Raw genomic sequence first — 25895 nt, forward strand, 5'->3', positions numbered from 1 at the left:
CGACGTTTCGGGCTAGGTCGCCTGCGACCTGGCGATCTCCCGTCTGCGCGTGAGCCAGCAGTTGATCGCAAAGCGACCGTCGCCAAAATCGTCGGAATCGAGCCGGGTCGGATGGACCTCGTGGAGAGCCATCGCGGGAAAGGCGACCGCCAGATTGTGCTCCGGTCGAATCAGGATGGGATCGGAATCGCCCCGCAACGGATACAGCGCCAGTTCGCCGCCCTCGTAGCGGCGCGGGGTGCGATTGAAGTACCACACCAGGGTCAGGATGCGGTCGCTGCCCAAGCGATCCGCGCCAATGCCGACATCGCGGTGCGGTCCGTAGCGCCCCCCGTCGAGGTGAACCGCAATCTCGATCTCGATTTCATCGATCACGAACGGCGCGATCCCGGTCGCCTCGCACAGTTCCTCGAAACGTGTGCGCAAGGCGGTCTCGAGCAGCGTTCGCAGCCGTCCCAGTTTGCCGGTGTAAGTCAGCGAACTGCGGACTTCGCTGATCACGGCGGTCGCGCCATTCCGGTAAATGGTGGCCGGGGCGAATTCGCTCTGGCGGTTGGCGGCAAGGTCCAGAAAGCTGGCAGCGTCCTCCGGTGCCAGGAAATCTTGGATCATCAAGTACCGGGGGAAGAGGGCTTGCTGCACGGCGGTTTCCAGCATTGCGGGCCGCAGGATGGTTATCATGCGATACCGTAAATATACTATATTCCGATATCGCCATGCGCCGCGACAGACAAGGCCGCCCCGGTGACCGCCTCGTCCCGGCGTGGTGCAGGTGGGACTTGCCTCTCGGCCTTGCGCTAAGGCTTGCATCGCCTGCGGATGCTCGACAGGTTTGCGAGCGGGAAGGGGTTTGCATGCGGTTTCTGATCATGGCCGTCGCTTGGGCAGTGCTGCTTGGCGCCGGAGCGGCGCAGGCTGCTCGGCGTTCCCCGCCTGGTCTCGAGGACGCGGTGCGGGCGATCTATGCCCCGTTCGGCAATGCTGATGGGGAGGAGAGCGCACCGCCCGATATCTGGGCACCCGATGTGGCGGCGCTGATCCGGCGCTGGACCGAGGTCATGCCGAAGGATGAGCTGGACGGGCTGAACGACTTCGACTGGCTGTGCGAATGCCAGGACTGGGACGCAGCGGCGTTCCGGTTGACGCTCGGCAAGCCAAGGAAGCGGGCGGAGGGGCGGTTTGCCGTCCCGGTGCAACTCGCCATCGGCTGGGGCGACAAGCGCTCCGCCACCCTGACGATGCAGCGCGTCGGCGACCGCTGGCTGGTGGCAGAGATCGTCAGCAAGTCGTTCCCCCGCGGTCTCAAGGTTGCCCTTGCCGAAACCATCGCCGAGGATATCAAGCTCTATCAACAGACTGCCCCCTGACGCCGTCAGGCACCTGGCAGCAGGGGAGAAACCGACCGATGACCGTCCTCGTCGCCAGCGCCTTTGTTCGCCCGATGCTCGAGCCGCACCTGCCGGACTGGGTCGAGCCGCGCTGGTTCGGTACCACCGAAGAACTGTGGGAACTCGCTGGCGACGCCGAGATCGGCTGGTTCGACACCTATCGCAAGCCCGATATGGCGGAAGCCGTGCGCCGCGCGGGCAGGCTCCGCTGGCTCAATTCGATCTACGCCGGGGTCGATGGAATCCCGCTCGATGTCCTGCAGGAGCGCGGGGTAACGTTCACCAACGGCGTCGGGATCAATGCGCTGACGATCGCCGAATACGTGGTCATGGGCATCCTCACCGTTGCCAAGGGCTACCGCGAGGTCGTCCATGCGCAGGACCGCCGCGAGTGGCTGCTCGATTCGCCGGGCAAGCGCGAACTCGCCGGCACGAAGGCGCTGCTGCTCGGCTACGGCGCGATCGGCCAGCTTATCGAGACGCGGCTGGCGGCGTTCGATGTAGAGGTGGTGAAGGTCCGCCGAACGGCAGGTCCTGGCACCCTCGGCCCCGATGACTGGCGCGGCCGTCTCGGCGAGTTCGACTGGATCATCCTCGCGGTGCCGGCCACCGCCCAAACCGACGGGATGATCGGCGCGGGCGAGATCGCGGCGATGAAGCGCGACGCGGTCATCGTGAACATCGCGCGCGGCGCCGTGATCGACCAGCCGGCGTTGGTCTCGGCCCTGAAGGAACAGCGCATCGCCGCGGCGTTCCTCGACGTGACCACGCCCGAACCTCTCCCGCCCGAGCACGAACTGTGGACGCTGCCCAACGCGCACGTGACCATGCACCTCTCCGGCCGCGCGCAGGACAAGATGTTTCACCGGGCCGCAGTGCGGTTCCTCGAGAACCTGGATCGCTACCGTGCCGGCCAGCCGGTCGAGCCGCAGGTGGACCTCGCACTCGGATATTGATCCGCCCCCGCGAACCGTTCGCAAATCACCGGGTGACTCGGCCACCGTCCCTTGTTATCGGTTGCAGCGAAGGGCGGGACGGGGGCCACAACGACATCGTCTCCCGCCGGGGTCGCACACAACCGGAACCATGGGGGACGCCGTCTGGCCGCGCGTCCTGCGACAGGAGTGTGCGATGGGCGATCACGGCGGGGCGGGCAAGAAGAAGGCTTCGGACCTTTTTATCGAGTGCCTTGAAGAAGAAGGCTGCGAGTACATCTTCGGCGTGCCCGGCGAAGAGAACCTCGATTTCCTTGATTCGCTGTCGCGCTCCGAAAAGATCAAGCTGATCCTCACCCGCCACGAGCAGGGCGCCGGCTTCATGGCCGCGACCTATGGCCGCCACACCGGCAAGACCGGCGTCTGCATCGCCACGCTCGGGCCGGGCGCGACGAACTTCGTAACCGCCGCCGCCTATGCCCAGCTCGGCGGGATGCCGATGCTCATGATCACCGGCCAGAAGCCGATCAAGAAGTCGAAGCAGGGCCGCTTCCAGATCCTCGACGTCTGCTCGATGATGGGTCCGATCACCAAGTACACGCACCAGATGGCGTCGTCGGACAACATCCCCAGCCGCGTGCGCGAGGCCTATCGTCTCGCGGAGGAGGAGAAGCCGGGCGCTGCGCATATCGAGCTGCCGGAAGACATCGCCGACGAATATACCGACAGCCGCCCGCTCAAGCGCAGCCAGGTCCGCCGGCCGCTGGCAGACAGCAAGTCGATCCACCAGGCGGTCCACGCGATCGAGAACGCCAAGGCCCCGGTCCTCGTCATCGGCGCGGGCGCGAACCGCAAGATGACCGGCAAGATGCTGAAGGAGTTCGTGGAAGCCACCGGCATCCCGTTCCTCACCACCCAGCTCGGCAAGGGCGTGATCGACGAGCGGCACCCCAAGTTCCTCGGCTGCGCCGCGCTCTCGGCCGGTGACTTCGTCCACCGCGCGATCGAGGACTCGGACTGCATCGTCAACCTTGGCCACGACGTGATCGAAAAGCCGCCGTTCTTCATGCGCGAGGACGGGCCGACGGTGATCCACATCTCGACCAAGACCGCCGAGGTCGACCCGGTCTACTTCCCACACATCGAGGTGATCGGCGATATCGCCAACGCCGTGTGGCAGATGAAGGAGGCGATCACCCCGAACCCGGCGTGGAAGTTCGACACGATGCTGTCGTACCGCAAGGCCGAGGTCGATCACACTGCGCCGCTCGCCGCCGATGCGCGCTTCCCGATCTTCCCGCCGCACCTCGTCCAGCAGATCCGCGACGCGATGCCCGACGACGGGATCATCTGCCTCGACAACGGCGTCTACAAGATCTGGTTCGCCCGCGGCTACACCGCCTATCATCCGAACACCGTGCTGCTCGACAACGCGCTGGCGACGATGGGCGCGGGGCTGCCCTCGGCGATGATGAGCGCGATGCTCTACCCCGAGCGGAAGGTGATGGCGGTCTGCGGCGACGGCGGGTTCATGATGAACAGCCAGGAAATGGAGACCGCGGTCCGCCTCGGCCTCAACCTCACCGTGCTGATCCTCAACGACAGTTCGTACGGCATGATCCGCTGGAAGCAGGCCAACATGGGCTTCAAGGACTGGGGCCTCGAATACGGCAACCCGGATTTTGTGAAATACGCCGAAAGCTATGGTGCCAAGGGCCACCGCGTGGAATCGAGCGCGCACCTCAAGGAACTGCTCGCCCACTGCAACTCGACCCCCGGCGTCCACCTCATCGACTGCCCGGTCGATTATTCGGAGAACGACCAGATCCTGAATATCGACATCAAGAAGCTGTCGAAGGCTCTCTAACCAATTCCCCTCCCGCTTGCGGGAGGGGTCAGGGGTGGGCCTGTTACGGGCACCACCCCTTTGCATTCAGGCCCACCCCCGGCCCCTCCCGCGAGCGGGAGGGGGGAGTTTGCTGAAATGGTCCAGCTGAAAGACGTCTACCCGCTCTACCTCAACAACAAGGCCGCGCAGCCGAACACCGATCTCGAGGTGACCGACAAGTTCACCGGCGAAGTCGCGTTCCGCACCGCCCTTGCGACTCCCGACGTGATCGACGAGGCGATCGCCGGGGCGGTGCGCGCGGCCGAGCCGATGGCGGCGCTGGCGAGCTACGAAAAGCGCGACGTGCTCGACCACTGCGTCAAGCGGTTCACCGAGCGGTTCGACGAGCTCGCCTATGCGCTGTGCGTCGAGGCGGGCAAGCCGATCGCGGATTCGGAAGGCGAGGTCGGACGCCTGATCGACACCTTCCGCATCGCCGCGGAAGAGGCGACCCGCAATTACGGCGAGGTCCAGCCGCTCGACATCAGTTCGCGCGCCAAGGGCTACATGGGGATGTGGAAGCGCGTGCCGATCGGGCCGTGCAGCTTCATCTCGCCGTTCAACTTCCCGCTGAACCTTGCCGCGCACAAGATCGCCCCCGCAATCGCGATCGGCTGCCCGTTCGTGATGAAGCCGGCGTCGATGACCCCGCTGGGCGCGATCATCATGGGCGAGGTGCTCGCCGAATGCGACGTGCTGCCTGAAGGCGCGTTCTCGATCCTCCCTGCAGCGCGTGCGGGGTCAGACCTGTTCACAACCGATGACCGGCTCAAGCTGCTGTCGTTCACCGGTTCGCCCGGGGTCGGCTGGGATCTCAAGGCCAAGGCCGGCAAGAAGAAGGTCGTCCTCGAACTCGGCGGCAACGCCGCGGTGGTGGTCGACAAGGATGCCGACCTCGAGCACGCGCTCGCCCGGATCATCTTCGGCGGGTACTACCAGTCGGGCCAGTCGTGCATCCACGTCCAGCGAGTGATCATCCACGAGGACATCTATGACCAGTTCCGCGACATGCTCGCGGCCAAGGTCAAGACGCTCAAGAGCGGGGATCCCAAGAACCGCGACACCTTCATCGGCCCGATGATCTCGGAACGCGAGGCGCGCCGGCTCAAAGGCTGGATCGACAATGCGGTCGCGGGCGGGGCAACGCTGCTCGCCGGCGGCGGGTGCGAGGGCAACATGCTCGAAGCCTCGCTGCTCGAGGGCTGCAGCCGCGACATGGAGGTCTATACCGAAGAGGCGTTCGGCCCGGCGGTGATCCTCAGCAAGTTCACCGACTGGAAGGCCGCGCTGGCGGAGGTCAACGACAGCAAGTTCGGGCTCCAGGCCGGCCTGTTCACGCGCGACATCCACAAGGTGCTCGAGGCGTGGGACCATCTCGACGTCGGCGGGGTCGTGGTCAACGAGGTCTCGTCGTACCGGGTCGACAACATGCCCTATGGCGGCGTGAAGGATTCGGGCCTCGGCCGCGAGGGCGTCCGCTTCGCCATGGAAGACATGAGCGAAATCCGGAACCTGGTGATCCGGCGGCTGTAACGACCGATGTGACGGCCGCGCGGATTTTCCGCTATCGCGAACGAGTTGCAGGAAGCCTGTCAAGCGCGGTTTTGCGCCGATAGTGTCAAATCGGCACTTGAACCTTTGGGGCGGTTGCGACTAGTCTCTCGCGTCAAGGGGTCGCATTGCACACTACCGGTTACGGCTGGGCCAGAGGCAAAAAGCTTCGGTCCGATCGCCAAGGGCCGGCTGGAACGAGGGGCAATGCTGGGTACATCCATGTCACTGCGGCGGCTTTGGGCCGCTTGCCGTCGCATTCCGCGCTCGGGCGCGATGGCGATCGCGGCCTGCCTGACCATGGCGGGCGCGGCCTCTATCGCGTCGTTTGCGGTGTCCCCAACCCCTGTGAAAGCCGAAGGCACGACCAGCTCGCTCGGTCGGCACCTTGGCGTTGCCAGCTGCGCCGGTTCGACCTGCCACGGCCATTCGGTCGCGGACGGCAAGTCGGTCCGCCAGGACGAATTGCGCTCGTGGCAGGAAGAAAGCTCGCCCGGCGGGGCGCACAGCCGCGCCTATCGCGTGCTGCTTGAACCGCGCGGCAAGGAAATCCTGACCCGACTCGGCTATGGAAAGAACCTCGCGGCGGGCATCGCGGCGGACTGCGCCGGCTGCCACACCACGCTCGGCTCGCCCAAGCAGGCTGACGGCGTCGGCTGCGAATCATGCCACGGCGCGGCCGGCGGCTGGATTTCCACGCACTACGACAAGGGCGCCACTCACCGCGCCAACCTGATGCAGGGCATGGAAGACCTGACCAGCCCGGCCTCGCGTGCCCGGGTCTGCCTCGATTGCCACTTCTCCGGCGACGGCAAGGGCCAGTTCGTGTTCCACCGGATCATGGCGGCGGGCCACCCGCGCGTCTCCTTCGAGCTCGACCTCTTCTCCACGCTCCAGCAGCACTGGGACGAGGACGGCAACTACGTCCAGGAACTCGACGGCAGCCCGCGCAAGCCGAAGACCAATTCGATGCAGATGTGGGCGGTCGGCCAGGCGGAAGCGCTGAAGCGTTCGCTCGAGCAGTTCAGCCAGCCGGGCAAGGCCAGCAACGGCATCTTCCCGGAATTCTACTTCTACGACTGCCACAGCTGCCACCGCCGGATCTACGACAGCGAGGACGCAAACGTCTCCGCCGTCCCGAACCCCGGCCGCGTTTCGCCTTCGGGCGCGCCGTACCAGCTCGGGATGCCGCCGTATAACGACGAGAACCTGATCATGCTGATCGCCGCGGCCAAGGTTGCCGCGCCGGATCTTGCCGGCACGCTCGAATCGCGCAGCAAGGCGTTCCACGCGGCGATGGCGCAGGGCCGGCCGGAAGCGGTCAAGGCGGCGCAGGCGCTGCGCCAGACGGCGGACCAGTTGTCGGCGCGGTTCTCGGGCACCACGTTCGGGCCGAGCCAGACCTTCGCGATCATGGAGCAGATTGCCGGCGACGCCATCTCGCCGCGCTTCACCGACTACGAAGGGGCGGTGCAATCGGTCATGGCGATCGACACGCTGCTCAATGGTCTCGTCAACCGCGGTGACGTCACCATGGCGCAGGCGAGCGGACTTCGGGGGCAGATCAACCAGGCCTATGCGGCTGTTCGCGACCCGAACAGCTTCCAGCCGGCCGCTTTCCGTCGCGCTTTGGGGGGCGCGGTCCGTTCGATCCGGAGCCTCCGCTGACATGACGATTGCCCGCGCCTTTTCTCATTCCACCGCCATGCTCGCCGTTCTCTCGCTGGCGCTCGCCGGCTGCGGCGGCGGGGATACCAGCAGCGGGGTAGGGGGTAATCCGACGCCCACCCCCACGCCGACGCCCAGCGCGGGGCGGTTGTTCACGGCCCCTGCGCAGGAATCGTTAACGACGGCGGACGTGCAGAAGGTGATTGCCCAGGCCGTGGGCGAGGCGCAGGCGCGCAACCTCCCCTCGGTCATCGCGGTGACTGACCGGGTCGGCAACGTCCTCGGCGTGTTCCGGATGAACGGCGCCAAGGCCACAATGCTGACCAGCAAGGTCACGGGCACGGGCGCGATCAACCCGACGCCGCAGGACGCGCAGGGGCTCACCCTGCCGGCCGAGCTCGGCGCGATCGCCAAGGCGATCACCGGGGCCTACCTGTCGAGCGCGGGCAACGCGTTCTCGACCCGCACGGCGAGCGAGATCGTCCAGCAGCACTTCCCGCCCGCGCCATCGACGCCGGGTCTTGAATCCGGGCCGCTGTTCGGGGTGCAGTTCTCGCAGCTGCCCTGTTCTGACCTCACTTCGCGTTTCGTCAGCGGCGGAAGCAGCTATCGCGATGCCGATACCGGCGCGGAGATCACCAGCCCCGGCCGGATCGGCCCGCAGCGTTCGCCGCTGGGCCTGGCCGCCGATCCGGGCGGCTTCCCGCTCTACAAGAACGGCGTGGTCGTGGGCGCGATCGGGGTGATGGGCGACGGCGACTACGGCTTCGACCGCAACGTCCTCGACGTCGACAGCGACAACGAGGAGTTCATTGCACTCGCCGGCATCCAGGGCTTCGCGCCCCCGGATGAAATCCTCGGCGACCGGATCACCGCCGACGGCACGACGCTGCGCTTCTCCGATGCGAAGATCGACGGTCTCCACGCGCTGCAGACCAACTTTGCGGCGATCAACGGCACGGCGGGCACGCTGATCCCGGTCGCCGGATACAGCGACGGGGCGATCCTCGCCGGCACTGCCTATGGCAGCGAGGCCAGCGGCTATCGCTACGCCACTGCGGCGGAATTCTCGAATCCTGACGCGTACGTTCTGTCGAACGGTTCGGGGATGGACCGCTTCCCGATCCGCGGCGCGACCGACGGTGGGACTGTCAGCCAGCCGATGACCAAGACCGAGGTCACCATCATCCTTGAGGAAGCCTTCAAGGTGATGAGCCGGGCACGCGCGCAGATCCGCCGTCCGCTCGACAGCCGTGCCCAGGTGACGATCAGCGTCGTCGATACTTACGGCAACGTGCTCGGCATCGTCCGCTCGCCCGACGCGCCGATCTTCGGCACCGACGTGTCCCTGCAGAAGGCGCGCACGGCGACATTCTTCTCGAGCAAGACCGCGGCGAGCCAGCTGGCCGGGACGCCCGGTGAAATTCCGCAGTTCGTCACCCGCGTGCGGACCTTCCTCGGAGACCCGAACGCGCTCACCGGGACCAAGGCGTTCGCCGACCGCTCGGGCGGGAACCTGTCGCGGCCCTACTTCCCCGATGGCGAGGTCGGCCGGCCGAACGGACCGCTGTCGCGTCCGATCGATCAGTGGAGCCCCTTGGCGACCGGCCTGCAGGCGGCCCTGATCGTGCCCAACCTCGTCGAGCATGCGACCTTCTACGCCACCAATGGCGGCTCGCCCGACACGGCGCACGAGTGCACCAAGGTGCCGAACGAGCCGAACGGCAAGAAGCAGCTCGCCAACGGCATCCAGATCTTCCCGGGTTCGGTGCCGATCTACCGGAACGGCGTGCTCGTGGGCGGAATCGGCGTGTCGGGCGACGGCATCGACCAGGACGACATGATCTCGTTCCTGGGCGCCAATAACGGCGGGTCGCGGGCCGGAAATGGCCTTGGCAACGCGCCCAAGGACATCCGCGCCGATACCATCGTCGTCAACGTCGGAAGCGGGGTTCGGCTGCGCTACGTGAACTGTCCGTTCGCGCCGTTCCTCGACACGTCCGCACAGAACGTCTGCGAGGGTCTGTGATCGAACCCGTCCTCGGCCTGCTTGCTCCCGTCCTCGGCCTTGGTGCCGTGGGCGTGGATGCGCTTCCCGCATCGCCCTTCGCCGGGCGCGATGTCGTCCGCCTTGACCGCAAGGTCCTGGCCGCCGGAGCCTCACCGCTTCCGCTGGTGGCTTTCGCGGAAGACGAAGCAGGTCCGCAGGGCACCAGCGATCCCGCGCCCACCATGGCGCCCGCGGCCGGGGTCAACACCGGCCCGGTCGTCACTGCCGAGAGCGCGCTGATCAAGGACCGTCGCCGTCCCGGCTTCCAGAAGGAGCTGCCGGACCGGATCGAGCAGTTCAACATGGGCGCGGTCGCCGCGCCGCCGCCCGAGGCTTTCTACGACAAGGGCAACGGGATCGAGGGCGACCGCACGAACATGACGATGGACGTCGGCGTTCCCGATCGCTGGCGTATCGTCAACGCGCTCTGCCCGCCGGGCTCCGACGGCGCGTTCACGGTCCAGAAGAAGGACTATGGCATCGTCACCGTGTTCCCGCGGGCGGCGAATGTGTGTCACAGTCCGATCGACCCGTTCCACCATTCGGTGCTCAAGGGCGATCGTCCGCTGACCAAGAAGCAGCGGCCCGGCTTCCTCAAGGGCGAAGACTGGTTCTTCATCGCCAATGCCATCTCGGACACGGTGATCGAGCCGCGCAGCTTCCCGATCCCGGTCGGCAACCAGACGACCGAACTCCCGAACGAGATCGATGTCTTCGGGCGCAGCCACAGCCTCGTGCTCGCGCAGACCTTCATCACCGGCGTGTCGCTGCTCAAGGGCATGACCGCGTTCAAGCCGCCGGTGGTCGAGTACCGCCTGACGCTGGCGACGCAGGTCAACTACGTCAACGTGCCGGAGCGCCGCGTGCTGTCGGTCCTGCCCAGCCGCAACAGCCAGCGCACCGACTTCTTCGTCGGCGTGCAGGAAGCCTTCATCGACTACCACCTCGGCCGGTTCGACACGAAGCGGTACGACTTCTTCTCGCTGCGCGCGGGCATCCAGCCGTTCCAGTCCGACTTCCGCGGGTTCCTGTTCCAGGACAACCAGCTCGGCGTGCGCCTGTTCGGCAACCGCGACAACAACCGCTGGCAGTTCAACCTGGCAGGCGTGTGGCGGCTCGAGAAGGACACCAACTCGGGCCTCAACTCGATCGTCCAGCCGATCCGCAAGGACTATGTCTTCCTCGCCAACGCCTACCGCCAGGACTTCCCGCACGTCGGCCTGACCAGCCAGGTTTCGGTGACGTACAACATGAACCGCGAGGGCGACGAGATCTACGTCGACAAGAACGGTTTCCCGGCGCGCCCGGCGCTGCTCGGCAACCTGCGCGGGCGCGATTACGACATCGTCTATCTCGGCTACGCCGTCGACGGGCATATCAACCGCCTCAACCTGACCGGCCAGTTCTATGCCGCGCTGGGCGAGGACCGGAACTCGATCTTCACCGACAAGCCGGCCAAGGTCGAGGCCTTCTTCGTGGCGGGCGAGGCCAGCTACGACATCGACTGGGTCCGCATCCGCCTGTCCGGCCTTTATGCGACGGGCGACGGCAACCCTTACGACAACAAGGAAACCGGGTTTGACGCGATCCTGGAAAATCCGCAGTTCGCCGGGGCCGACACCAGCTACTGGATCCGCCAGACCATCCCGTTCGCCGGCGGCGGCCGCGCGATCGGTGTCAATGGCCGCAACGGCATCCTCAACTCGCTGCGCAGCTCGAAGGACGAGGGCCAGTCGAACTTCAACAACCCCGGCACGATCCTGCTCGGGCTGGGCACCGATTTCGACCTGACGCCGGAGCTGCGCGTCTCGACCAACGTCAACCACCTGTGGTTCGACAAGACCCAGATCCTCCAGGTCCTGCGCAACGAGGGCTCGATCCCCAAGGAGCTGGGCTGGGACGCCTCGGTTTCTGCGATCTGGCGCCCCAACGCCTCGCAGAACCTCGTCTTCCGCCTGTCGGGCGCGGTCTTCGATCCCGGCAAGGGCTTCGATGACCTGTTCGACCAGTCGGGCAAGGCGAACCGCTTCTATTCCGTCCTGGCAAACGCGATCCTGGCTTTCTGATGACAGCGCACACCGCATCTTTCGCTTCGATCCGTCTCCGCCGGCTTCCGCTGGTCTGGCTGCTGCTGGCGCTCGCCGCGCTGCTGGTGCCTGCGGCGCTCTACGCCTCGGGCGAGGAGAAGGCGCAGAAGGTCGAATTCCCTCGTGCCCCCTCCGCCCCGCGCGGCCAGCCGATCATTCCCGAATTCCTCCAGGCCTGCGGCGGGAACGAGGACTGCGCGGCGAACAAGTACGTCGACAAGCAGAACGCCGGATGCGTCACCTGCCACACGCAGAGCGACCATCGCACGATGCACGCGAGCCCTGCGGTGGTGCTGTCGTGCGTCGATTGCCACGGCGGCAACAAGGAGGTCATGGCCCAGCCGTCCTGGGGCAAGCACGACCTCGAATACGTGACCGCGATGAAGAACGCGCACGTCCTGCCGAAGTACCCGAACGCGTGGGAATGGCCGTCGTCGGCCAACCCGAAGCGCTCCTATGCGCTCCTCGCCAAGGAGAGCCCGGAGTTCATGCGCTTCGTCAACCCGTCGGACTATCGCGTCGCGCGCGAGGCCTGCGGGGCGTGCCACCTCAACATCATCGAGGCGTCGGAACGCTCGCTGATGTCGACCGGCGCGATGCTGTGGGGCGGCGCGGCCTATAACAACGGCATCGTCCCCTTCAAGAACTACATGTTCGGCGAGAGCTTCAACCGCCAGGGCGAGCCCGCGGTGGTGTTCTCCGCCTCGAGCGAGATGGGCCCCGACGGCAAGCCCAAGTGGGGCACGGTTACCGGTGCCGAAAAGGCGCGCGGCGCGCTGCCCTACATGTATCCGCTACCGCGTTGGAACGTGATCCCGCCGGGCGACGTGTTCCGCGTGTTCGAGGACGGCGGGCGCACGATCAACCCGCAGTTCCCGGAAATCGGCCTGCCCAACTCGACCGGTGCGATCCAGCGCCTCGAAGAACCCGGCCGCCCGGACCTCAAGCAGTCGAACCGCGGCATGGCGACCGGCCTGCGCGTCGCGATCCCGGTGCTGAACATCCACAAGACGCGCCTCAACGACCCGTTCCTGTTCCAGATGGGCACCAACGACCAGCCGGGCGACTATCGCTCGTCGGGTTGCGCGGCGTGCCACGTGATCTATGCGAACGACCGCGAACCGCGCCACTCGATGAACTTCGGCAAGTGCGGCCGCGACGGGCAGACCATCACCGCGGACCCGACGATCAACTCGCTGCGCGAAGGTGAGCACCGCAAGGGCGCCTACGGCACCTACGACGCCGAGAAGGTCCATCACGAATCGCTCGTCCGTGGCACCGTGCTCCAGGGCAAGGGTGACTATCTGGGCGGCGATGCCTCGGATCCCGAGCAGTCGAAGGACATGGCCGGCGACTGCGCCCGCGCCACCGCCGGCGCGCAGCAGCTGACCTTCACCACGCTCAAGGCGAACAGCGGCGGCCCGGTTGCCCCGCATGGAACCGACGACGAGCACAAGATGACGCAGACCGAGGCCCACGCCACCGCCGGCCTCGACGAGAAGGGCCATGCCGACGCCGGCCATGGCGAAGACCACGCCGCCGGCCCGGTGGCGATGCAGGACCGCGAACGCGGCCACCCGCTGGTCCACGGCTTCACCCGCGCCATCCCGACCGCGCAGTGCATGAACTGCCACATGCACCAGCCGAACATCTTCCTGAACACCTACCTCGGCTACATCATGTGGGACTATGAGTCCGACGCCGCGTCGATGTGGCCGGGCCCGCAAAACCGCGCGCCCAAGCCTGAGGGGATGAGCGACGCGGACTACGAGAAGATCTTCAAGAAGCAGTTCAGTCCGACGATGGCGGAGCAGCGCGAGGTGCTCGATCGCAACCCCGAAGGCGCGGCCACCCGCGGCCTGTGGCGCGACGTCGAGTTCCTGCGCAACGTCTACGACCTCAATCCGCAGCTCAAGGACACCCAGTTCGCCGACTATCACGGCCACGGCTGGAACTTCCGCGCGGTGCTCAAGCGCGACCGCCGCGGCAACCTGCTCGACAAGGACGGCGACATGTCGTCCTATGGCACCGACAAGGCGCACATCGTCGATCCGAACGATCCGGAAAAGTGGCGCAAGCAGGGCCAGCCCAAGTTTGTTCCGGTTGGCGAGGAGAACCCCGGCAAGGCGGTCCACATGATGGACATCCATGCCCAGCTCGGGATGCAGTGCGCCGACTGCCACTTCGCGCAGGACAGCCACGGTTCGGGCCTCATCTATGGCGAAGTCGCCAACGCGGTCGAGATCGGCTGCAAGGATTGCCACGGCACGCCCGATGCCTATCCGACGTTGCTGACCTCCAACCAGGCCGCGCCGCCCAAGGGAACCAACCTTGCTCTGCTGCGCAACATGGACGGCCAGCGCCGCTTCGAGTGGGTCAAGCAGCCCGACGGGCGCAAGGTCCTGATCCAGCGCTCGATCATCGATCCCAACAAGTCGTGGCAGGTCCACCTCGTCAAGGATGCGGTCGACATCGCCAACCTTGGCAAGACCTGGGAAGACGGTCGGCCGGTGTTCAACCCGAAGGCCGCGCGCTCCAAGCTGATGGCGAAGTCGGCGTCCGACACCGGGGACTACAAGTTCGGCCTGGGCGTCGCCAAGGGAGAGCGCGCTCACCCCGACGACGACATGGCCTGCTTCACCTGCCACCTCGCGTGGACCACCTCGTGCGCGGGCTGCCACCTGCCGATCGAGGCGAACTGGAAGTCGGCGGTCCACAAGTACGAGGAAGACTACACCCGCAACTACGCGACCTATAACCCGCAGGTCGCGCGCGACGAGATGTTCCAGCTGGGCAAGCACCAGCGCAACAAGTCGTCGGGGTCGGACCCGGTGAAGTTCGACGAGCAGGGCAATCCGGTTTCGGGCACGGCGATTACCGCGCCGATCCGCTCGACCTCGGCGCTGATCCTGTCCTCGACCAACATCAACCGCGAGCGGATCTACGTGCAGCAGCCGCCGATTTCGGCGATCGGCTATTCGTCGCAGGCGTTCGCGCCGCACTTCCCGCACACGGTCCGCCTCAACGAGACCAAGCAGTGCACCGACTGCCACATCAGCCGCGAGGACGATAACAACGCGATCATGGCGCAGCTGCTGCTGCTCGGCACCAACTACGTCAACTTCGTCGGCCTCAACGCCTACTTCGGCCTGCAGGACGGGTTCGAGGCGGTGCGCGTGACCGAATGGGACGAACCCCAGGCGGTGATCGGCTCGAGCCTGCACAAGTACGCCTATCCGGACTTCTACAAGCTCCACGTCGAAAAGAACGGGCGCGAGCTCAGGGACTGGACGCGCGGCAAGATGTTCGGGAAGGACCTGTCGGGAGAAACCACCGGTCACGAACAGTTCTTCAACGTCACGCAAGGGACGAAGGACCAGGTCAGCTGCCTGCAGATGCGCGGCGAATACATGTTCGTCGCCGAGGGCAAGGGCGGATTCCGCGCCTATGACATCGCCTCGGTCGGCAACAAGGGCTTCTCCGAGAAGATCATCTCGGCGCCGTTCTCGCCGCTGGGTCATGACACTCACGTCAAGACCACCGACGCGACTTGCATGGCGCTGCCGACCAACCAGGCGATCGCGCCGACCCGCAACACGCCGGAGCTGCGCGACGTCAACCAGGAGCAGCCGTTCTCGCCGATCTACCACTACGCCTTCGTCACCGACCGGGTCGAAGGGCTGATCGCGGTGGACGTCGACACGCTGGCCGACGGCGAGTTCCGCAACAACTTCTTCAAGCGCGCGCTGACCTTCAGCGATCCGGCGCTGGTGGGGGCGCGGCACATCACGCTGGCGGGCGACTATGCCTACATCGTCACCGACAAGGCGCTGGTCACGGTCCACCTGACCAAGCCCTGGTCGGCAGCGACCCCGTGCGAGGTGACCAAGGACAAGGACGAGAACGTCACCGAGACGTGCCTCGATCCCAAGGTGACCTCGGTCATCCCGCTGAGTGATCCGCGGGCGACGGCGGTGCAGTTCCGTTACCTGTGGGTGACCACGGCGCAGGGGCTGCAGCTGGTCGACATCACGAAGATGGACCAGCCGGCGCTGGTGCCCGAGGCGACCGTGCCGCTGGCCGATGCCCGCCGGGTCTACCTCGCCCGCACCTATGCCTATGTCGCGGCGAAGGGCGACGGGCTGGTGATCGTCGACATTACCGCGCCGCGGCGGCCTTCCATCTACCAGAAGTTCACCGCCGACGGTCAGCTCAACGATGCCGAGGACGTGATCGTCGCCTCGACCAACGCGAGCGCCTTTGCCTATGTCGCCGACGGGCGGAACGGGATGAAGGTGGTGCAGCTGACCTCGTTCGACAGCACCGCCAGCGTCTACGGCTTCGCGCCGGAACCCAAGCCCGAGCTGATTGCATGGGCCAAGACGCCGAGCCCGGCGATCGCCCTGTCCAAGGGACTCGACCGCGACCGCGGCGTCGACGAGACCGGCGGGCAGATGGCTATCTTCGGACGCCTCGGCTCGCGGCCGTTCACCCGCAAGGAGATGGAGCAGCTGTTCCTCAACTCGCAGGGGAGGCCGTTCATGGTCACCAACCTCGTCGATCTCGCCGACTGGGTCGGTGCGAAACCGAGCACGATGCCGGCGAAGGCCAAGTAGGACCCCTCACCGAATCGTCACGCGGCCGGGGCGCCTGTTCGGGGGGACAGGCGCCCCGGTTTGCGTCTGGGGAGGGGGCCGGCGTCACCGGTCCTCGAGCATCAGCACCTCGAGCGTCACCTCCAGCCGCTCTTCCGGGAGCAGGCGGTGGTCGACTTCACGCACCGTCGCCTCGGCGACGAGCTGGCCGGGGATCGCGAATTCGTGATCGGGAAGTGCCGCGATGAGCCGTTCGCCGGCTTCGGCGGCGAGCGCGCCGTCGAACACCAGGCGCAGGGTGTGGCGCTTGCCCGAAAAGGTGATGCTGGCCCAGGCCGCCTCGTGGTGCGCGACAAGCTCGCCGTGACCGCCTGCGAGAGCCTTGAGAGCCTCGACCAGCCGCTCGGATGCGCTGCGGGGACGGCGACGTGCAGTTGCGGGGATGGGGGCGGCAGCAGCGGTATCAAGCAGCATGTGGGGCCTCGAGGATATAAGTGTTCATGAAATGTTCCACCCGTGCCGCCATTGCGGAACGGGGTTCGCGGCCATTGCGCAAGTCGCCGACGAGGCGCGGGTCGTGCGCGGCGAGTCGTCCGAACTTGGTCGGGGGCATTCCGGTCAGGTCGAGAAAGCGTTCGATCCGTCGGATCAGCATGGGGGCAGGTCCTTTCCCTGAGTCGCTTAGGATTTATCCTGCATCGTCGGCGAAATCCTACTTGTCTAGGAAAAATCCTTCGGATATGGCGGACGCATGGTAAACGCCGATGCACGATCCCGCCTGCTGGCGCTCTCCGCCGAGCGCGGGGTCAGCCTGTCCGCGCTGTCCGCCCTGATCGGGCGCAACGCGAGCTACCTTCAGCAGTTCGTCCGCAAGGGCTCCCCGCGCAAGCTGGAGGAGAACGACCGGCGCACGCTCGCCCGGTTCCTCGGGGTGGACGAGGCCCAGCTCGGCGCGCCCGCGCCCGAAGCGGTTCCTGCCGGGATGGTCCAGCCGCGCCGGACGCTGGCCGACTGGCTCGACATCCCGCGCCTGCCGCTTGGGGCATCTGCCGGGCCGGGCGCGCTCGCGGCGGACGAACAGCCGGTCGGCCAGCTGCGCTTCTCCGCCCGATGGCTCAAGGATCACGGGCTCGAGCCGGGCCAGCTTTCGGTGATCGCGGTCGAAGGCGACTCGATGGAGCCGACCCTGCGCGACGGTGACGAGATCCTCGTCGACCGTACCCCGCGCCCCTTGCGTGCCGGCATCCACGTGATCCGCCTCGACGATGCCCTGCTGGTCAAGCGGCTCGAGCCCGGTGCGGGGCGGGTCATGGTAATAAGCGACAACCCCGCCTATCCGCGCAGCGAGCGTGGCGCCGCGGAGGTAGAGGTGATCGGCCGGGTGGTTTGGAAGGGCGGGCGACTCTGACCAAACCCGCGAAAAAAAATCCGCTTCGGACCTAACGGAGCGTTAACTCTGCCTCCGTACCTTCCCGGATATGGGATTTGGTCGGAAAGCCATCGCTGCCGCTCCGGGCAAGCGCTTCCTCGGGAGGCTGCGCGTGCGGCTACCGGCGCGCGTGGTCGCGTTTTCCAAGACCCGCAACGCCATCCTCCTCGACGTTTCGGGTGGCGGGGCGAAGCTGCTGGTCGATGGCGATCCGCCGCAGGGCGAAGTGCTGGTCCGCTGGGGCAATCATGAGGCGCACGGCTCGCTGTGCTGGCAGCGCGGCAACCAGTGCGGCATCACCTTCGATCACAAGGTCCCGCAGGAGGTCCTGCTCGCGACCGCAGCGTTGAACGAAAGCGCGGCGCTGCCCGAAGGCGCGGACCTGGTGACCGCTTCGGCGCAGGCGTGGGCCGACGGCTCCGCCAAGTTCGGGTTCGACTGACGCTTGCCAAGGGGCACGCCAGCCGCCATCTCCGGCGGATGACCGAGCAAGCCAGTGCCGAGCCGCCGATCAAGGCCGCGATCATCCCCGTCACCCCGTTCCAGCAGAACTGCACGCTGCTGTGGTGCACAAAGACGATGCGCGGCGCGTTCGTCGATGCCGGCGGCGATCTCGACATGCTGCGCAAGGCCGTCGCCAAGACCGGCGTGACGATCGAGAAGCTGCTCGTCACCCACGGCCACATGGACCACTGCGGCGCGACCGGCGTTTTCGCGAGGGAGCTGGGCGTGCCGATCGAGGGGCCGCAGGAAGCGGACCGGTTCTGGATCGACGGCCTGGCCGAGGCCGGGGCGAAGTACGGCATCCCCGGCGAACCGTTCGAGCCCGACCGCTGGCTCCATGACGGCGACAAGGTCACGGTGGGCGAGGTCGAGCTCGACGTCATCCATTGTCCGGGCCACACCCCCGGCCACGTTGTTTACCACCACGCTCCGTCGCGCTTCGCCATCGTCGGCGACGTGCTGTTCCAGGGCTCGATCGGACGGACGGATTTCCCGCAAGGCAATCACCAGCAGCTGATCGATTCGATCACGCAGAAGCTGTGGCCGCTGGGTGAGGACGTTTCGTTCGTCCCCGGCCACGGCCCGATGAGCACGTTCGGCCGCGAGCGCAAGACCAACGCGTTCGTCAGCGATTATGCATTGAGCTGAGAGCCGCTGACCGGAACCTGCCGCGCCTCCGCCCTTCGACAAGCTCAGGATAAACGTCCGGCCAAAGGCCGGAAGGCGGGGGCCTCCATCCACCAGGCGGACCGTTTGTGGCAAGAGGTCCCCGCCTGCGCGGGGACGCAGCAAGTCGTCGGGATTGCCCTACCGACGCCTCTCAAACCCCCGAGACGATCAGCATCGCCCACACCGCCAGGCCCAGCTGGGTCAGCATGGTGATCAGCGTGCCGATGGTCCGTCCGATGCCGAAGCTGCCGCCGTCCATGCCGAGGCCGTGGAGCACCCGGCCGATCGAATAGGCCGCGCCGATGTAGATCAGGTACGGGTTGCCGAGGCGGGCGAACTCGATCGCCGCCAGCATGACCAGCACGACCGGGGTGTTCTCGGCAAAGTTCAGCTGGGCCCGCATCCGGCGCTGGAGCAGTTCGTTGCCGCCGTCGCCGACGCTGATCTTCAGCCTGGTGCGGAGCTGGCCGATGCGGATGCTCAGCCAGATGTTGATGACGGCAGCAGCGGCCGCGGCCGACAGGGTTGCAACGAGCACAGTGTTCATATCTTTATCCCCTCCTGTATTCGCCGCGATTGCTAGCGCGCCCGCCCTTGCAAAGCACGAGAAATTCCGTATAGGCGCGCCTTCGCCCGTGATTGGCGGATTCCCGTTCGTTTCGCCCGTTCCGCCGCATTTCGCGCGGGGCTTGTGCAGCGGATGGGGTTCCCCTATCGCCGAACAGACAGACGAATTTGCAGGAACAGGTGCCGGAATGGCCGTCCCCAAGAGAAAAACTTCGCCCTCCCGCCGGGGCATGCGCCGCAGCCATGACGCGATCAGCGCTGATGCGTTCCATGAATGCTCGAACTGTGGTGAGCTCAAGCGTCCGCACAACCTGTGCAACGCCTGCGGCCACTACAACGGGCGCGAAGTGATCGCGGTCGGCGCCTGAGCCGACCTGGCGAATAAAAGGAAAACCGGGGGATGAGCCTGCCGCGTATCGCCGTCGATGCGATGGGCGGCGACGAGGGCGTGCGCACGATGATCGAGGGCGCGGCCCTCGCGCGGCGCCGCCACGACCGGTTCAAGTTCCTCCTCGTCGGCGACGAGGAGCGAATCAAGCAGGCGCTTCAGGCTCACCCCAATCTGCGCAGCGCGTCGGAAATCCTCCACGCGCCCGATGTCGTGTCGGGCGACGAGAAGCCGACCCAGGCGCTGCGCAGGGCCAAGACCACCTCGATGGGCCTCGCGATCAATGCGGTGAAGACCGGCGATGCCGGTGCCGCGGTGTCGGCCGGCAACACCGGCGCGCTGATGGCCATGGCCAAGCTGGCGCTGCGCACGATGCCGGGAATCGACCGGCCGGCCCTGTCCGCGCTGCTGCCGACGCTCGGCGAAACCGACCTCGTGATGCTCGACCTCGGTGCGAATACCGATTGCGACGCGCGCAATCTCGTCCAGTTCGCGATCATGGGCGCGGCCTATTCGCGGATCGTGACCGGGCTCGAAAGCCCGCGCGTCCGCCTGCTCAACATCGGCACGGAGGAAACCAAGGGAACCGAGGCGCTGCGCGACGCGGCCAATCGCCTGCGCGCCGCCGACAAGGCGCTGGCGCTGTCGTTCGACGGGTTCACCGAAGCGGACAAGCTCTCGCGCGGCGATGTCGACGTGGTCGTGACCGACGGGTTTTCCGGCAACATCGCGCTGAAGGCGGTCGAAGGGGCGGCGCGCTTCGTCGGCGATCTGCTGAAGCGCAGCTTCTCCAGCTCGCTGCGCTCGAAAGTCGGGTTCCTGATCTCGCGTCCGGCGACCGAGCTGCTCAAGCACCACCTCGATCCGAACAATCACAACGGCGCGGTCTTTCTCGGCCTCAACGGGGTCGTGGTGAAGAGCCATGGCAGCGCCTCGGCGCTCGGTGTCGCCAATGCCGTCGCGGTCACCGCGCGGCTGCTCGAGGAAAATCTGACCGAGCGGATCATGGCCGATCTTCACAAGGTCGGCGAAGACGTGATCCGCAAGTCCGGCAACGGCCGCAGCAAAACCGAGGATGAAGCAGCATGACGATCCGTTCGGTCCTTCTCGGAACCGGATCGGCGCTGCCGAAGCGCGCGGTGCCCAATGCCGAGCTGGCGGCGATGGTCGACACCACCGACGAATGGATCGCCGAGCGCACCGGCATCCGCAACCGCTATGTCGCAGGCGAAGGCGAGACCACCGGGACGCTGGCGATCGAGGCGGCGCACAAGGCGCTGGAGGCCGCCGGTGTCTCCGGCAGCGAGATCGACCTGATCGTGCTGGCGACCTGCACCCCCGACGAGACCTTCCCGGCAACCGCGACCACCGTCCAGCGCGCGATCGGGGCGCAGGGCTGCGTGGCGTTCGATGTCGCCGCGGTGTGCTCGGGCTTCCTCTATGCGGTGACGGTCGCGGATTCGATGCTGCGCACGGGCCCGGCGAAGACCGCGCTGGTGATCGGCGCGGAAACGATGACGCGGATCCTCGACTGGGAGGATCGCACCACCTGCGTCCTGTTCGGCGACGGGGCGGGCGCGATGGTGTTCCGCGCGGAGGAATCCGATGCGCCGGACTCGGCGGCCAGGGGGATCCTCTCCAGCCGGCTCCACGCCGACGGCGATCACCACGACCTGCTGTATGTCGATGGCGGCCCGTCGAGCACGCAGACGGTCGGCAAGCTGCGGATGAAGGGCAAGGAAGTCTTCAAGCACGCGGTCAACAACCTCGCGGGGGTGCTCAACGAAGTGCTCGACCAGGCCGGGCTGTCTGCCGCCGAGATCGACTGGGTCGTGCCGCACCAGGCCAACTTCCGCATCCTCGATGCGACCGCGCGCAAGCTGGGGTTGCCCGCGGAGAAGGTTGTCGTGACCGTCGCCAGCCACGCCAACACGTCCGCCGCCTCGGTTCCGCTGGCGATGGATGCGGCGGTCCGTGATGGGCGAATCAAGCCCGGCGACCTCGTCGTGCTCGAGGCGATGGGCGGCGGATTTACCTGGGGCGCGAGCCTGCTGCGGGTATAATCCGCATTATTGTCTCTCTATCGCACGGTATTTCCTTGTCCGGACAGGGCATTGCCTTGCCAACCGATGAAACTCGTTTATCCAATGTTGCGGACGGGTTCGCTTTTTTATGGGAGAACGAGGGGGATGCGTTCTGTCGGAACACTGACACGCGCCGATCTGGCTGAATCGATCAACCGCCGCGTCGGCCTTTCACGGGTCGACTCGCTGAACATGGTGGAATCGATCCTGGGTCACATGTGCGAGGCACTCTCGCGCGGCGAGAACGTGAAGATTTCGGGCTTCGGCACGTTCCTGCTGCGCGACAAGGCGGAGCGGATCGGCCGCAATCCAAAGACTGGGGTCGAAGTCCCCATCACCCCGCGGCGGGTCATGACCTTCCGCGCCAGCCAGATGCTGAAGGAACGCATCTGCGCCGAGGAATGAGCTGAGTGGCCGACTTCCGCCTCGATGACGGCAAGGAACCCGACGCGTTCCGCACCATCGGCGAGGTGGCGAAGGCCTTCAACCTGCGCCAGCACGTCCTGCGTTACTGGGAAGAGCAGTTCCCGATGTTGCGCCCGCTCACCCGCGCGGGCGGGCGGCGCTATTACCGTGCCGAAGACGTCGCGCTGGTCGGGGAGATCAGCCGGCTGCTCTACCAGGAAGGTTTTACCATCCGCGGCGCACGGCAAGCGCTGGCCGGCTGGGGCAAGGGCGGGGCGAAGGTCTCAGCGGTGACCCAGGTGGGTGAGGTTGCGGCGGCGGAGCCTGTGCCTTTCGCAGCTCCAGCGGCGGCCGGCGATCTGGCGGGGCAGTTGAGGGCGCTGCGCGACCGGCTGGCAAGCGCGCTCGACGCGTAAGTTCCTTCGAGCCTTAGCTCACCAGCTCCGGCCCCAAATTCGCATCCAGGTCACGCGGCCGGGTCAGCTCGACGAGCCTGGCGCAGCCGTCGTCGATGTCGTCCCAGCTTTCGATGTCGAGCTCCAGAACCGCGAAGGTCGCAGTCGGAAACTTCTCCTCGACCAGGTCGCGCAAGGGACTGCTGCCATCGTCGGGGACGAGGTCGAAGATCAGGTCTTCCAGCCCCGGGTTGTGGCCGACCATGAGCACGCTGTCGGGATCGCCCTCGATGTCGCGGAGCAGGTCCATCAGCTGGGCCGAGCTGGCAAGGTAGATGCGGCGGTCCCACTCGACCGGAAAGCTGTGACCCCAGGCCTTGCTGGCGTGCTCGATCGTATCCGAGACGCGCACCGCGGGCGAAGCGACGATGCGCTGGAAGTTGCGGCCCGAGCCCTTGATGTGCGCCCCCATCAGCGTCGCGCCGCGGATTCCGCGGTCGTTCAGCGTGCGATCGAAATCGCGGGCGCGGGGGTCGTCCCAGTCCGACTTGGCGTGGCGGAACAGGCCCAGGACTTTCACTCGGCAATCTCCTGCGAGGCGTTCGCAGTGTTTGAAGCATGGCCCGCCACGCTTTGCAATGCCGCGTCCAGCGTCACCCGGCGGACCGGCGTCCCCGGCGGAAACGCGCTCAGCAGCCGCGACGGGAAGGCCGAGGACAGCACCACAAAGTGCCCGCGGTCCTGCCCTGACCGGATCAGCCGTCCGAACGCCTGGGCGAGCCGCGCCCGGATGATCCGGTCGTCGTAGGCCGAGCCACCGCCCGCGACGCGGCGGGCACGGTGGAGGATCGACGGCTTGGGCCACGGCACCTGCTCCATCACCACCAGCCGCAGCGAGTGACCGGGCACATCGACCCCGTCGCGCAGGGCGTCGGTGCCGAGCAGCGAGGCGCGGGGATCGTCGCGGAAGATGTCGACCAGCGTGCCGGTGTCGATCGGATCGACGTGCTGGGCGAACAGCGGCAGTCCGGCGCGGGCGAGCCGGTCGGCGATGCGGCCATGGACCGCGCGCAGGCGGCGGATCGCGGTGAACAGGCCGAGCACGCCGCCGCCCGCTGCCTCGATCAGCCGGCCATAGGCGGCGGCGAGCGCGGGAATGTCGCCCTTGGGCACGTCGGTGACGATGAGGACTTCGGCCTGGTTCGCATAGTCGAACGGGCTCTGCGCCTCCGACAAACGCGGCGCGATCTCCAGGTGCGGCGCCCCGCTGCGCACGACCGCGCCGTCCCACTCCGGCCCGTCCTTCAGCGTCGCGCTGGTCATCATCACCCCGTGCGCGGGGGCGAGCACCACTTCCGCGAAGGGTTTCATCGGATCGAGGTAATGGCGGTGCAGGCCGACGTCCCACTCGCGCCCGTCGGAGCGCTCGACCGAGAGCCAGTCGACGAAATCGGGGTCGGCCGGCCCGCCGAGCCGCGAGAGCAGCCCGATCCACGCGGCGAGCAGGTCCGTCCGCCAGCCGATCGCCCCGCGCGCACCCTCGATCCGGGCTCGGGCCGGGCCATCGAGCCAGTCGGGGCCTTCCTCGACGATCGCCTCGAGCCGCAGGGAGAGGCGCAGCAGCGGCTGGCGCAGTTCCTCCAGCGCGACCTGGGCAGCCCCCGCGATCTCGACATAGGGGCCGTCGAGCTGGGCGACCTCGGTCTCCATGCCATAGCCCGCCTCCTGCCCGCCGCTCTCGTCGCGGGCGAAGACGAGCTGGCGGGTGGCGGCGAGCAGTTCTTCGATCGGGCTCGAGGGGAGGTTCTCGACCAGCCGCTGCAGCCATCCTTCGCCGGGGAGCGCCTCGGCGGCGGCGCGGGCCTGGGCGATCGCCTTGGCGCCGTCGTCATCATAGCTGGCGACGTCGGCGAGCCGCGCCGAAAGGCCCCGCCGCCGCCCGCGCGACTTGCCCTCGGGGCCTATCACCCAGCGCCGCATCTCGACCGCTTCGGCCCCGGTCAGCGCGGCGGAGAAAGTCGAATCCGCCGCCTCGAACACGTGATGGCCCTCGTCGAACACGATCCGCGTCGGGCGCTGGGCGGCATCGCGGCCGCGCGCCGCGTTGATCATCACCAGCGCGTGGTTGGCGATGACGAGGTCGGCCTGCGCAGAACTGCGCGCCGCGCGCTCGATGAAGCATTTCCGGTAATGCGGGCACCCGGCATAGACGCACTCGCCGCGCTGGTCGGTCAGCGCCGCGATCCCGCGCTTGCGGAACAGCGTGCCGAGCCAGCCGGGCAGGTCACCGCCGATCATGTCGCCGTCCTGGCTGTAGGCCGCCCACCGCGCGACGAGGTGCGCCATGATTGCCGGTCGCCCGGCGAACCCGCCTTGCAGCGCGTCTTCCAGGTTGAGCAGGCACAAGTAGTTCTCGCGCCCCTTGCGCACGACCACCGGCGGGGTCTTCGCCTCGTCCGACGGCCAGGCGCGGCGGCTCTCGCGGCGAAGCTGGCGCTGCAGTGCCTTGGTATACGTCGAAACCCACACCGTCCCGCCGCTCTTTTCCGCCCACAGCGAGGCCGGGGCGAGATAGCCGAAGGTCTTGCCGATCCCGGTCCCCGCCTGCGCCAGCAGGACGTGCGGCTGGCGCGCGCCCTGGCGCGGGGCGAAGACGTTGGCGGCCTCCACCGCATAGGCCTGCTGGCCCGGGCGCTGCTCCGCGTCTGCGCCGGTCAGGCGGGCGAGGCGATCGCGCACCGCGTCCTCGCCCAGCACGACCTGCGCCGGCTGGGGGCGCTCGGGCGCTTCCTCCCACTCGGGCAGGCGCGTGAACAGCCAGCGTTCGGCCCGCTCGGGCCGGGCGACCATGGGCGCGAGCACCCCGGCCCACGGCCAGCGCAACCGGGCGAGCGACTGGAGCGCGGTCCACGCGCCTTCGCGCTCCGCCCAGTCGGCGCGCTCGCAGGTACCGAGCAGGGCGCTCGCAGCGCGCTGGAGCAGCAGCGGCACCTCGCTGTCGTCGGTGGGCTCGTCCAGCCCCAGCGCGTGCGCCAGCCCCTTGGGCGTGGGCACCATGAACCGCGCCGGGTGGATGAAGGCGAACAGCTCCAGCAGGTCGAGCCCGGAAAGGTCGGGATAGCCCAGCCGCGTCGCCACCAGCGGGGCGTTGAGCATGAGCAGCGGGGTGTCCGCCGCCGCCATGATCGCCTCGCCCTTGGCAATCCCGCGCGTGCCCATCGTATCGCGCAGCCAGCACCCGGAATGGCTGGCATGGAGCGCAGGCAGGGCGAGAGGAGACTCCATCCCCGCC

The 25895-nt window shown here is 67.2% G+C and carries 22 protein-coding genes; 16 read left to right on the forward strand and 6 right to left on the reverse strand.

The features are described from left to right. Positions 1 to 12 precede the first annotated feature (12 nt). Positions 13 to 681, reverse strand: coding sequence for a 2OG-Fe(II) oxygenase (locus tag AC3WLD_RS08660; RefSeq protein ID WP_492556548.1), 669 nt, complete (start codon positions 679 to 681; stop codon positions 13 to 15). A 188-nt stretch (positions 682 to 869) separates the two neighbouring features. On the opposite strand from AC3WLD_RS08660, the gene AC3WLD_RS08665 reads away from it, so the two are divergent. The 8 genes from AC3WLD_RS08665 (at position 870) to AC3WLD_RS08700 (ending at position 16183) form a co-directional block, all read left to right on the forward strand. Next, entirely contained in the window at positions 870 to 1367 is a 498-nt protein-coding gene (locus tag AC3WLD_RS08665) for a YqhG/Tai3 family protein (protein WP_492556549.1), read from the forward strand. Positions 1368 to 1405: 38 nt separating this feature from the next. Beyond that, positions 1406 to 2344, forward strand: coding sequence for a D-2-hydroxyacid dehydrogenase (locus AC3WLD_RS08670; protein WP_492556550.1), 939 nt, complete (start codon positions 1406 to 1408; stop codon positions 2342 to 2344). A 175-nt stretch (positions 2345 to 2519) separates the two neighbouring features. Continuing rightward, positions 2520 to 4190, forward strand: a complete 1671-nt coding sequence (locus AC3WLD_RS08675; RefSeq protein ID WP_492556551.1) for an acetolactate synthase large subunit — start codon at positions 2520 to 2522, stop codon at positions 4188 to 4190. 117 nt (positions 4191 to 4307) lie between these two features. After that, positions 4308 to 5744 carry an aldehyde dehydrogenase family protein gene (locus AC3WLD_RS08680; protein ID WP_492556552.1) on the forward strand — a complete coding sequence of 479 codons (1437 nt, stop codon included), beginning with the start codon at positions 4308 to 4310 and terminating at the stop codon, positions 5742 to 5744. 294 nt (positions 5745 to 6038) lie between these two features. Continuing rightward, positions 6039 to 7430, forward strand: coding sequence for a multiheme c-type cytochrome (locus tag AC3WLD_RS08685; RefSeq protein WP_492556553.1), 1392 nt, complete (start codon positions 6039 to 6041; stop codon positions 7428 to 7430). A gap of 1 nt (position 7431) precedes the next feature. Continuing rightward, on the forward strand, positions 7432 to 9459 hold the full coding sequence (locus tag AC3WLD_RS08690) for a heme-binding protein (protein ID WP_492556554.1): 2028 nt from the start codon (positions 7432 to 7434) through the stop codon (positions 9457 to 9459). 116 nt (positions 9460 to 9575) lie between these two features. After that, the gene (locus AC3WLD_RS08695; protein WP_492556739.1) at positions 9576 to 11546 is read left to right on the forward strand and encodes a hypothetical protein; all 1971 of its coding nucleotides are present in this window, start codon (positions 9576 to 9578) and stop codon (positions 11544 to 11546) included. After that, complete coding sequence (locus AC3WLD_RS08700) at positions 11546 to 16183, forward strand: LVIVD repeat-containing protein (protein WP_492556555.1); 4638 nt, start codon at positions 11546 to 11548, stop codon at positions 16181 to 16183. Before AC3WLD_RS08695 ends, AC3WLD_RS08700 begins: the two co-directional genes overlap by 1 nt. A gap of 84 nt (positions 16184 to 16267) precedes the next feature. Here AC3WLD_RS08700 and AC3WLD_RS08705 read toward each other — a convergent pair whose 3' ends face one another. Next, entirely contained in the window at positions 16268 to 16636 is a 369-nt protein-coding gene (locus AC3WLD_RS08705) for a hypothetical protein (protein WP_492556556.1), read from the reverse strand. After that, the gene (locus AC3WLD_RS08710) at positions 16626 to 16817 is read right to left on the reverse strand and encodes a hypothetical protein (protein ID WP_492556557.1); all 192 of its coding nucleotides are present in this window, start codon (positions 16815 to 16817) and stop codon (positions 16626 to 16628) included. Before AC3WLD_RS08710 ends, AC3WLD_RS08705 begins: the two co-directional genes overlap by 11 nt. A 96-nt stretch (positions 16818 to 16913) precedes the next feature. Here AC3WLD_RS08710 and AC3WLD_RS08715 point away from each other — a divergent pair, with 96 nt between their 5' ends. The 3 genes from AC3WLD_RS08715 (at position 16914) to AC3WLD_RS08725 (ending at position 18743) form a co-directional block, all read left to right on the forward strand. Next, complete coding sequence (locus tag AC3WLD_RS08715; RefSeq protein WP_492556558.1) at positions 16914 to 17570, forward strand: S24 family peptidase; 657 nt, start codon at positions 16914 to 16916, stop codon at positions 17568 to 17570. Between the two features lie 133 nt (positions 17571 to 17703). Beyond that, positions 17704 to 18033, forward strand: a complete 330-nt coding sequence (locus AC3WLD_RS08720; protein WP_492556559.1) for a hypothetical protein — start codon at positions 17704 to 17706, stop codon at positions 18031 to 18033. 38 nt (positions 18034 to 18071) lie between these two features. Next, complete coding sequence (locus AC3WLD_RS08725) at positions 18072 to 18743, forward strand: MBL fold metallo-hydrolase (RefSeq protein ID WP_492556560.1); 672 nt, start codon at positions 18072 to 18074, stop codon at positions 18741 to 18743. 172 nt (positions 18744 to 18915) lie between these two features. On the opposite strand, the gene AC3WLD_RS08730 is transcribed toward AC3WLD_RS08725, so the two are convergent. Next, entirely contained in the window at positions 18916 to 19311 is a 396-nt protein-coding gene (locus tag AC3WLD_RS08730) for an MAPEG family protein (protein ID WP_492556561.1), read from the reverse strand. Positions 19312 to 19519: 208 nt separating this feature from the next. Between AC3WLD_RS08730 and rpmF the strand changes: the two genes are divergently transcribed. The 5 genes from rpmF to AC3WLD_RS08755 all read left to right on the forward strand — a co-directional run bounded on the left by rpmF (position 19520) and on the right by AC3WLD_RS08755 (position 22624). Then, positions 19520 to 19699: a 50S ribosomal protein L32 gene (rpmF, locus tag AC3WLD_RS08735; protein ID WP_492556562.1), complete on the forward strand. Its 180-nt coding sequence runs from the start codon at positions 19520 to 19522 to the stop codon at positions 19697 to 19699. A 32-nt stretch (positions 19700 to 19731) separates the two neighbouring features. Then, entirely contained in the window at positions 19732 to 20808 is a 1077-nt protein-coding gene (gene plsX / locus AC3WLD_RS08740; protein WP_492556563.1) for a phosphate acyltransferase PlsX, read from the forward strand. Continuing rightward, positions 20805 to 21782 carry a beta-ketoacyl-ACP synthase III gene (locus tag AC3WLD_RS08745; protein ID WP_492556564.1) on the forward strand — a complete coding sequence of 326 codons (978 nt, stop codon included), beginning with the start codon at positions 20805 to 20807 and terminating at the stop codon, positions 21780 to 21782. Before plsX ends, AC3WLD_RS08745 begins: the two co-directional genes overlap by 4 nt. A gap of 126 nt (positions 21783 to 21908) precedes the next feature. Then, positions 21909 to 22208: an integration host factor subunit alpha gene (locus AC3WLD_RS08750; RefSeq protein ID WP_492556565.1), complete on the forward strand. Its 300-nt coding sequence runs from the start codon at positions 21909 to 21911 to the stop codon at positions 22206 to 22208. 5 nt (positions 22209 to 22213) lie between these two features. Beyond that, positions 22214 to 22624 (forward strand): MerR family transcriptional regulator, encoded by a 411-nt coding sequence (locus AC3WLD_RS08755; RefSeq protein ID WP_492556566.1) that lies wholly within the window; start codon positions 22214 to 22216, stop codon positions 22622 to 22624. Positions 22625 to 22637: 13 nt separating this feature from the next. On the opposite strand, the gene AC3WLD_RS08760 is transcribed toward AC3WLD_RS08755, so the two are convergent. Next, positions 22638 to 23183 carry a SixA phosphatase family protein gene (locus tag AC3WLD_RS08760; protein WP_492556567.1) on the reverse strand — a complete coding sequence of 182 codons (546 nt, stop codon included), beginning with the start codon at positions 23181 to 23183 and terminating at the stop codon, positions 22638 to 22640. Next, positions 23180 to 25888, reverse strand: a complete 2709-nt coding sequence (locus AC3WLD_RS08765) for an ATP-dependent DNA helicase (RefSeq protein WP_492556568.1) — start codon at positions 25886 to 25888, stop codon at positions 23180 to 23182. The genes AC3WLD_RS08760 and AC3WLD_RS08765 overlap by 4 nt, the downstream gene beginning before the upstream one ends. Positions 25889 to 25895 lie beyond the last annotated feature (7 nt).

The organism is Novosphingobium sp. FW305-C-111 (assembly GCF_058783565.1).

Excerpts from the sequence above, each read along its gene's own strand:
- AC3WLD_RS08765 (WP_492556568.1), bottom strand. The coding sequence starts at position 25,888 with ATGGAGTCTCCTCTCGCCCTGCCTGCGCTCCATGCCAGCCATTCCGGG.
- AC3WLD_RS08660 (WP_492556548.1), bottom strand. The coding sequence starts at position 681 with ATGATAACCATCCTGCGGCCCGCAATGCTGGAAACCGCCGTGCAGCAA.
- AC3WLD_RS08665 (WP_492556549.1), top strand. The coding sequence starts at position 870 with ATGGCCGTCGCTTGGGCAGTGCTGCTTGGCGCCGGAGCGGCGCAGGCT.
- AC3WLD_RS08745 (WP_492556564.1), top strand. The coding sequence starts at position 20,805 with ATGACGATCCGTTCGGTCCTTCTCGGAACCGGATCGGCGCTGCCGAAG.
- AC3WLD_RS08750 (WP_492556565.1), top strand. The coding sequence starts at position 21,909 with ATGCGTTCTGTCGGAACACTGACACGCGCCGATCTGGCTGAATCGATC.
- AC3WLD_RS08725 (WP_492556560.1), top strand. The coding sequence starts at position 18,072 with ATGACCGAGCAAGCCAGTGCCGAGCCGCCGATCAAGGCCGCGATCATC.
- AC3WLD_RS08705 (WP_492556556.1), bottom strand. The coding sequence starts at position 16,636 with ATGCTGCTTGATACCGCTGCTGCCGCCCCCATCCCCGCAACTGCACGT.
- AC3WLD_RS08715 (WP_492556558.1), top strand. The coding sequence starts at position 16,914 with ATGGTAAACGCCGATGCACGATCCCGCCTGCTGGCGCTCTCCGCCGAG.
- AC3WLD_RS08685 (WP_492556553.1), top strand. The coding sequence starts at position 6,039 with ATGGCGATCGCGGCCTGCCTGACCATGGCGGGCGCGGCCTCTATCGCG.
- AC3WLD_RS08670 (WP_492556550.1), top strand. The coding sequence starts at position 1,406 with ATGACCGTCCTCGTCGCCAGCGCCTTTGTTCGCCCGATGCTCGAGCCG.
- AC3WLD_RS08675 (WP_492556551.1), top strand. The coding sequence starts at position 2,520 with ATGGGCGATCACGGCGGGGCGGGCAAGAAGAAGGCTTCGGACCTTTTT.
- AC3WLD_RS08680 (WP_492556552.1), top strand. The coding sequence starts at position 4,308 with ATGGTCCAGCTGAAAGACGTCTACCCGCTCTACCTCAACAACAAGGCC.
- AC3WLD_RS08690 (WP_492556554.1), top strand. The coding sequence starts at position 7,432 with ATGACGATTGCCCGCGCCTTTTCTCATTCCACCGCCATGCTCGCCGTT.
- AC3WLD_RS08730 (WP_492556561.1), bottom strand. The coding sequence starts at position 19,311 with ATGAACACTGTGCTCGTTGCAACCCTGTCGGCCGCGGCCGCTGCTGCC.
- AC3WLD_RS08710 (WP_492556557.1), bottom strand. The coding sequence starts at position 16,817 with ATGCTGATCCGACGGATCGAACGCTTTCTCGACCTGACCGGAATGCCC.
- rpmF (WP_492556562.1), top strand. The coding sequence starts at position 19,520 with ATGGCCGTCCCCAAGAGAAAAACTTCGCCCTCCCGCCGGGGCATGCGC.
- AC3WLD_RS08700 (WP_492556555.1), top strand. The coding sequence starts at position 11,546 with ATGACAGCGCACACCGCATCTTTCGCTTCGATCCGTCTCCGCCGGCTT.
- plsX (WP_492556563.1), top strand. The coding sequence starts at position 19,732 with ATGAGCCTGCCGCGTATCGCCGTCGATGCGATGGGCGGCGACGAGGGC.